The sequence below is a fragment of the Sodalis-like endosymbiont of Proechinophthirus fluctus genome, assembly GCF_001602625.1.
Taxonomy (GTDB): domain Bacteria; phylum Pseudomonadota; class Gammaproteobacteria; order Enterobacterales; family Enterobacteriaceae.
The window spans coordinates 39,749-46,544 of sequence record NZ_LECR01000023.1; the positions used below are offsets into that span (position 1 = coordinate 39,749).

General features: G+C 49.9%; 9 protein-coding genes and 2 pseudogenes. 7 read left to right on the forward strand and 4 right to left on the reverse strand.

The annotated features are described in order from the left end of the window. The first annotated feature begins 651 nt into the window (after positions 1-651). The 5 genes and pseudogenes from BG74_RS16125 (at position 652) to BG74_RS02700 (ending at position 2,683) form a co-directional block, all read left to right on the forward strand. Positions 652-801, forward strand: a complete 150-nt coding sequence (locus tag BG74_RS16125; protein ID WP_244267187.1) for a PRD domain-containing protein — start codon at positions 652-654, stop codon at positions 799-801. A gap of 36 nt (positions 802-837) precedes the next feature. Beyond that, positions 838-1,038: a hypothetical protein gene (locus BG74_RS16130; RefSeq protein WP_244267188.1), complete on the forward strand. Its 201-nt coding sequence runs from the start codon at positions 838-840 to the stop codon at positions 1,036-1,038. A gap of 229 nt (positions 1,039-1,267) precedes the next feature. After that, on the forward strand, positions 1,268-1,438 hold the full coding sequence (locus BG74_RS12555; RefSeq protein WP_244267189.1) for a PTS sugar transporter subunit IIA: 171 nt from the start codon (positions 1,268-1,270) through the stop codon (positions 1,436-1,438). 47 nt (positions 1,439-1,485) lie between these two features. Continuing rightward, positions 1,486-1,880, forward strand: a pseudogene (locus BG74_RS19380) (PTS transporter subunit EIIC); the annotation flags it as partial. 461 nt (positions 1,881-2,341) lie between these two features. Further along, the gene (locus BG74_RS02700) at positions 2,342-2,683 is read left to right on the forward strand and encodes a hypothetical protein (protein WP_066596417.1); all 342 of its coding nucleotides are present in this window, start codon (positions 2,342-2,344) and stop codon (positions 2,681-2,683) included. A gap of 153 nt (positions 2,684-2,836) precedes the next feature. On the opposite strand, the gene BG74_RS12560 is transcribed toward BG74_RS02700, so the two are convergent. Next, positions 2,837-3,226, reverse strand: a complete 390-nt coding sequence (locus tag BG74_RS12560) for a hypothetical protein (RefSeq protein WP_187202531.1) — start codon at positions 3,224-3,226, stop codon at positions 2,837-2,839. Positions 3,227-3,396: 170 nt separating this feature from the next. Here BG74_RS12560 and BG74_RS02705 point away from each other — a divergent pair, with 170 nt between their 5' ends. Together BG74_RS02705 and BG74_RS02710 are read left to right on the forward strand one after the other, a co-directional pair. Continuing rightward, complete coding sequence (locus tag BG74_RS02705) at positions 3,397-3,681, forward strand: SDR family NAD(P)-dependent oxidoreductase (RefSeq protein WP_066596419.1); 285 nt, start codon at positions 3,397-3,399, stop codon at positions 3,679-3,681. Beyond that, entirely contained in the window at positions 3,672-3,998 is a 327-nt protein-coding gene (locus BG74_RS02710; RefSeq protein ID WP_187202532.1) for a Rossmann-fold NAD(P)-binding domain-containing protein, read from the forward strand. The genes BG74_RS02705 and BG74_RS02710 overlap by 10 nt, the downstream gene beginning before the upstream one ends. A gap of 358 nt (positions 3,999-4,356) precedes the next feature. Here the strand turns inward: BG74_RS02710 and BG74_RS16140 are convergent, their stop codons facing one another. The 3 genes and pseudogenes from BG74_RS16140 to BG74_RS16150 form a co-directional block, all read right to left on the reverse strand. After that, positions 4,357-4,434, reverse strand: a complete 78-nt coding sequence (locus BG74_RS16140; RefSeq protein ID WP_244267206.1) for a hypothetical protein — start codon at positions 4,432-4,434, stop codon at positions 4,357-4,359. 775 nt (positions 4,435-5,209) lie between these two features. Further along, positions 5,210-6,445, reverse strand: a complete 1,236-nt coding sequence (locus BG74_RS02715) for a sugar transporter (RefSeq protein ID WP_187202533.1) — start codon at positions 6,443-6,445, stop codon at positions 5,210-5,212. A 179-nt stretch (positions 6,446-6,624) separates the two neighbouring features. After that, a pseudogene (locus tag BG74_RS16150) lies at positions 6,625-6,796 on the reverse strand (sugar kinase); the annotation flags it as partial.

Consider the following 6,796-nt stretch of genomic DNA (forward strand, 5'->3'; position numbering starts at 1 on the left):
CTCTTAATGTTGTCTCCGTGCAGTAGTTTACTAATTTAACTGACAGATAAATATTTTATCAGTCGTGCTTCTATCGTTAATAATCTGAAAAGGCTAGAATCCTAGCTACAGCAATTTGAACTTAACTTAATGAAAAGCTGGTCTGGGACCAGTATTAAAGGGATAGATATATAATATACGCATCGTAATAAAATCGTTGGCACTGAAATCCATTTATGCCGCATTAGGATAAGATAGAAAGTCAGTTTTACGAAGGGGGACGCTACGCGAACTTTCAAGAAATTTTAGCGAACAGGCTGTCCATTTTACTCTGCAACTTGTTATCTTTGTTGAACAATAGCTGAATTATATCATTAGCGATCCGTATTATATTAATTTTTTCATCTATATCCTGGTGTTCATCCGCCGAAGTCATTCGCCGCTGTCGGGGACTGATATTGCGCCCCGTTCGTGTCAGCATCAACGACGCACACGCCTGGCACGTTTCCCTGGCGGTGATTGATTGAATGCATTGAAGCGGCCTACCAAACCGCGGTGGTGACAGAGAAGTCTTACTCTATTTATCAATATCTAGTGTCGTCGGGCAAGGAGGACGGCAAGACATCGCGGCCTCATGCCTAACAGCCCATCTCTGAACATGAAACGCTGTTCGTGCAGGAGCTGTTGGATCGCGTGTCGCAACGTATTAACGTGGCTATAACGCTGGATCAAAATCTGCTTATGGCATTGTTCTCCCATATCAAGCCGATGCTGAACCGGCTGAACTATCGTATCCGTATTAAAAATTCTCATGCTGTATGAGATCGAAACGGAGAACTGGGCAGCGTCTTTTTCACCTTGAAGGCCGTTATTAACGAGCTCTGCTGGGAAGACGCACTGGGTGAGATAAACAATGATGAAGTGGCCTACCTCGCGGTTCATCTCCAGGCGACAATTGAAAACAGCATTAAAGTGAAACTCGTATTTCTGGTATGCTCAAGCAGCCTAGTCACCCTCTCAACTGTTATCCTGGCGCATCATCAACCGCGCTTTTCCTGATTGAAAAATTATCGATATTGTCCCCGGGAAGAGTATCGCCGAATCCCTGCAGTGCCATAACGCGATATGGTGATGTCCATCATTCTCCTGGAGCCGTTGCAAAAGCCAGTGGTATACGATTCGGCTTTATTTTCGGCGAAAGATATCGCAAGGATCACGGAATTCCTGGTATCTGATTCAACCATTACTCAGAAGGGAAAAATGCTATAAATAATAAGGGAGAAACTCTATGAATAACGCTGTTATCATTGATAACCTGTTACAGGAAAAATATATTATTCTCGATTCAGACTGTCAGACCAAAGAGAAAATTATCTCGCTGCTGACGGATCTATTATGCCATAGCGGTGCTATTACCCATAAATACGAGTTTCTCAATGAATATCTATTCACACGATGAACTGTGCTCTACCGGCTGGCGCAGGAGATAGGATGCCTCCCACCGCGCTCATTTATAGCGCAGTGGGAGGCGTTATGGCGGATCTATACAGGATCGGGTTTTCTAGGTGCGTTTATCGCCAGTTTTTTAGCAGGTTACATTACCTTACTCATCATCAACTACATTCACTTGCCGAAAACGGTAGCTGGGCTGAAATCCATCTTGATCGTGCCGCTATTGAGTTATACTGATGACCGACGCCCTCATGGCGCTGGTCATCGGCTAGCCAATTAAAATCCTACTGGGCCGGCTGACTGAATTCCTTCACTCCCTCAACAATGAAAATTCTGCCCTTCTCGGTTTGCTATTTGGCATGATGATGACGTTCCGTATAGGCGGGTCGCTGACCAAGACGGTTTGCATGTTTGCCATCGGCTTGATGTCAAGCGGCATCCATAGACCGAAGCCGCTTTAACTATTAAAATAGATTCTTTTTAAGAATATTAAAAATTTTTTAAAATATAAAAAAGGTCAAAATACCAACATAAATACCTTAATCAGTCTGCGACCACACATTGCTACTGACAAAAATATAGAGAGTAATCCTTCAAGTTGCTAAATAATAAGGAGATTTAACCATAATTTAGAACTACATAGACAAATTGACGCTGTACCAAAAATTTCATATACATATTATTTCATGTGATATATTGATTAATAAATTATGTAAATAACAGATGAGGGGATCCCTTGCAGATTGGGAAATAGAGTAGTCAATAGTCCTGTTGACTGTCTTCCTAGTATGGCAAGCATGCCGAGGAAATCCTCGCCACCGAATGCGGCGTCCGTTTGGCAGTCGAGGCAGGGCGCTTCCACTGGCACTTTACAATTTGAGCAGCTGCAGCCGGGCTTTGTCGCCTAGGAATGATGCAGAACACCAGCGCGATCGCCGGCTCAAAAACGGGCGGCTTGATGAGAATATCGGGCGCCTTCGGCAACATGTCAGGCTATCTCAACTTGATGGGCAATGTCTCCTGCGCCGGCGATTATCAAGATAGCACGAGGCAGAAATGGAAAAACAATGTGGCAATCGCCTTTACCCTGACACCTGATACCCAATCGCGCTTAACGAAGGCAATTTGGTTGGCAAAGATTTTTCCTACAGCATTGGATTTGGCGTTATATCGGCCAATATGGCTTGGTAGGCCACCGCTAATATTAAACAACGCCGGGGTGGATAATCTGTTCAACAGACTCTGTAACTAACACCTTAACCTGGCAGACCATCGCGGTTTTGGCTATTCCACTGATGGAGTCTGGTCGCACGATCTGGATTCAGGGCTGGTTTAAAGTTTTAATGCCAGGGGGGTCGGGGCGCGTGACGCCGGAATTTAGGGAAAAAACCGATAACCGGCGGATTCAGCAGGTGAAATTACACCACTCCGCAAGGCAATGACAATAACAGTGGGCCGGTTGGCCGGCGCATGCCAGCCATGACGCCTTTAGCCTTTTTCCAGCAACCCTCCACTGCTTTTTTGCATGAATGTTGCTCACGGTATTCTTATGCGGTTGAACGTCATCGTTGATGAGCCGGAGTTTTTCCGCCGTTGCCTTTTTTATCGCCGAAGCTGTTTTTCCTGATAACATTGCTACCTTGGGTATAAACCATACCCACCAAAACACCATCGCGTGGCTGGCGTTGTACGCTAATGTTGAGCAATAAATATTCCAGCTGGCGCCGCCCGGCGTAACTGAAAGGCCGATCTTATCGGCGCTGCGACAGGTGGAACCATGCACGCGATCTGGCATGGACTTCTGAGACGGTCTACCATCGTTTATGGCTCATCTCAATAGGAAGCATTATGTCCGCAGAAAAAATCCCCGTATGGTTTATCACCGGTTGTGTTCTACAGGGTTTGGTTGAGAGTTGGCAAAACGCATATTATCACACGGTTGGCGGGAGATGATCACCGCCCGCAATGTGCGACCAGGTCGCGGCATTAAAGCAGGACGCGCCCGACCACGCGCTGGCGCTAGATGTGACTGATGAAGTGGCGATCGCCAGCGCGGTCAAGGCGGCGATCAACAAATTCGGCTCTATCGATGTCCTGGTGAGTAATACGGGTTATGGATATCATAGCGTTATTGAGGAAGACGTAGAGGAGGAAATCCGTGCACGATTTGACACCAATGTGTTCAGCCTGTTTGTCTTAACCCGTGCAGTAATGCCGTTGGTGCGCGCAGCGCCAATGGTTTGTTATTAATATCATGTTGGTGGCAGGCAGGTCTGTTAGGTTTCCCTAGTTCCGGCCATTACGCGGCAAACAAGCACCCTGTCGAAGGCTGGTTTGATGTGTTACAGGTGGAGTGCGCGCCGCTGGGCATCAAAGTGATCTACGTCGAACTGGGTCCGTTCGGCACCGATTGGCCCGGGCATTCTCTGCGCCAGGCGATGCAGGGGGCGCAGCCCGCGTCGGGTCAGATAAGCAATGCTGAGTGCGGCGATGATGGTGGCGACGAATCAACAGAAGCACTCTGGCAGAGAGGACTACTGCCAGAGTGCTGGTACGCTCCGTCATGAGCCTTTCAGTGATAATTTCCACCTCTCTCGGACCGTTGCATATTTCGCCAAGGCGGAGGCGGAAATAAACGGCGTATCATCGCGTGCAAGCTCATGACGCACATTTTTCAATGTCAGCACCTGCTTGGCGCGGGCACCGTAGGGATATTTGGAATGGTCGCCTTACCGGGATTGACTTTAATAAGCGGCAGTTGACCCGGGAAAGCGCAGCACCAAAAGCGAAAGGCTTTTCATAGCGTATCGTCCGCTGTCGCAGCAGGTGGCCCACGTCTTGAATGGCATGGATAAGTGGGCGAGGGAAAAGTGCTTCGACTTTTGCCGCAGATGGCATACGGCCACATCCACCACATTAGTATAGCTATCGAAATTCATATCCCAGACCCGCAAGGCTATCAACGATCAACGTTCGGCTCATCACCTGTCCCGGATTGGACATTAATAATTGTAGCAGGCTGAACTCTTTATTAGTCAGATCGGTTCGCCAAACAGCGTGTGGAACAGGACTTTTGGCGATATCCAGCTATATAGGTCTGCCACAGTGAGAAGATCCTCGCGTTTCATATGCAAGCCGCGTCGCAGCGCGGTGCGGATGCGCACGAGAAGTTCGGCAAAGGAGAAGGGTTTAATGAGGTAATCATCTGCCCCCAGTTACAACCCTTTGATGCATCGTCGACAGTGCTTTTGACGGCAAGAAAAATGACCGGCGTATCCTATCCAGTAGGGAACCCAGCTTTTTCATGACTTCCTACCCGTTCAGCTCCGGAATTATCACCCCGAGCAGTGTTAAGTTATAATAGTACTCTAAGGCCATTGTAATGGTACTCCATGGCTATAAATAGCCCTTCGCGGCCGGCGATCGCGACATCAACGACATTAACCGGATTCGGTTAAACTACTGCGCATATGTTCCCGTGCTTTGGATTCATAATCAATAACCAGTATTTTCATTGTTCACTCAGCCCATCTAAGGAGAATGGTGCGCAACGGGGATCATTTTACCGCCTGCGCGGCGGACTACTAAACTCAGTGCCGCCACCTCTTTAGGATGGGATTTATAAACCGAATGACTGGCACTGGCAACTTCTACCGTTACCGGCCGGCAGTAGGTGCTACCTACGGTCGACGTCAGCGCACTTACTCCGAGCGGCAGCGCCTATGTGGGCAGAGTGTGTAAGAGCTGCGTAACGACCGGCAGCTTGCCGGACGCCGCCTTACCCTAGGTTTACGAGACGTAACGTCGCGCGGTAGCGGTGAAATGCCCATATACACAGCCCCAGGCCTAGAAAGGCAATCAGGGCACCCACCAGACCAATGTTGTCCATAGACAGGAACAGACTAACCTGATTACCTAGCAGCGCACCGGCGCCGATACCTAGATTGAAAATGCCGGAGAATAGCGCCATAGCCACATCGGTGGCGTCCTGTGCCATACCGAGCGCTTTCACCTGCAAACTAAGAGCTAGGGCGGTCATGGCCATCCCCCAGATAACGTACAGCAGCGCAATGCCGACATTGTGCGGCGCCAGCGGCAACATCAGGAATAGGCATACCATCAAACAGGAAATGACACCTACCAGTAACGCGGTGGGATGACGGTTGCCCAATAGGGAAAAAAGCAAGCTGCCGAGGATACCGGCAGCGCCGAACAACAACAGCAGCATGGTGGTAAAGTTTTCTCCGGCGGACGCCACGCTCTGCATGAAGGGTTCAATATAACTATAGGCAGTATAATGGGCGGTGACCACCACTACGGTAATACCGTAGATGCTGACCAGCGCGGGGCGGCGAAACAATTCCGGCACACTGCTTAAAGAGCCGGAATGGTTGCTCGGCAAACGCGGCAGCAGGCGCCACAGTAGCAGCATGATCGCCAGAGCGGTAATGCCGATAATGCCAAAGGTAATACGCCAACCCAGATATTGACCAATAATCCTTCCTAGAGGGAGCCCCAGCACCATCGCTAGCGCGGTCCCGGTGGTCAGAAGGCTTAGCGTTTGCGCTGATTTACCTTTCGGACCGACTCGAATCGCCAGCGAGATGGTAATCGACCAGAACACCGCATGCGCGAGCGCCACACCGATGCGCGAGCACACCAGCATCCAGAAATTCCAGGCGAAGGCGGTGAGGACATGGCTTGCGATAAACAGCGCGAAGGTGCCCATCAGCAGGACACGCCGCTCCATTTTACTTGTCAGCAGCATCAGCGGGAGCGACATCAGCGCAACCCCCCAGGCGTAGATAGTGATGACTAACCCTGCCTGGGCCGGCGTCATGGCGAAGCTATCTGCGATAGCGCTGAGAAGTCCCACCGGTACGAACTCAGTGGTATTGAAGATAAAGGCTGCCAACGCCATACATAGCACTCGCAGCCAGGATCTTGAGCGGCTGGTGCGTGGCGTAAACGGAGGGCTGGCCATGGAACGGCGAGAGGAAATGGTCGTTTGCATTGCGATGACAGCTAACAAAAAGTAGGAATAAGAGAAAAGCCCCGAGCGCCCCCGCCGCGCGCCATCTTGGGCAAGAGCGGGAACTGACAACGCCCAGGCTACATAGATTATAGTTTACCCTGTATCTGTGATCTGTGCTGCTTTTTTTGACCGGTATTCTCTGATGCCAGGGTCGCTGCTTAGGCCAGCACCAACCGTTTGATTTCCTGCAGAGTAGAAATACCTTCCATCGGACCTGCGCTTACCAGATAGCCGGCCAATAAAAGACTGACAAACGTCGCGCCGAAACAATCGCCTGCGCCAGTAAGATCCACTAGCAGCGTCTAGTAGCCCTCCACACGCAGCTCGCCG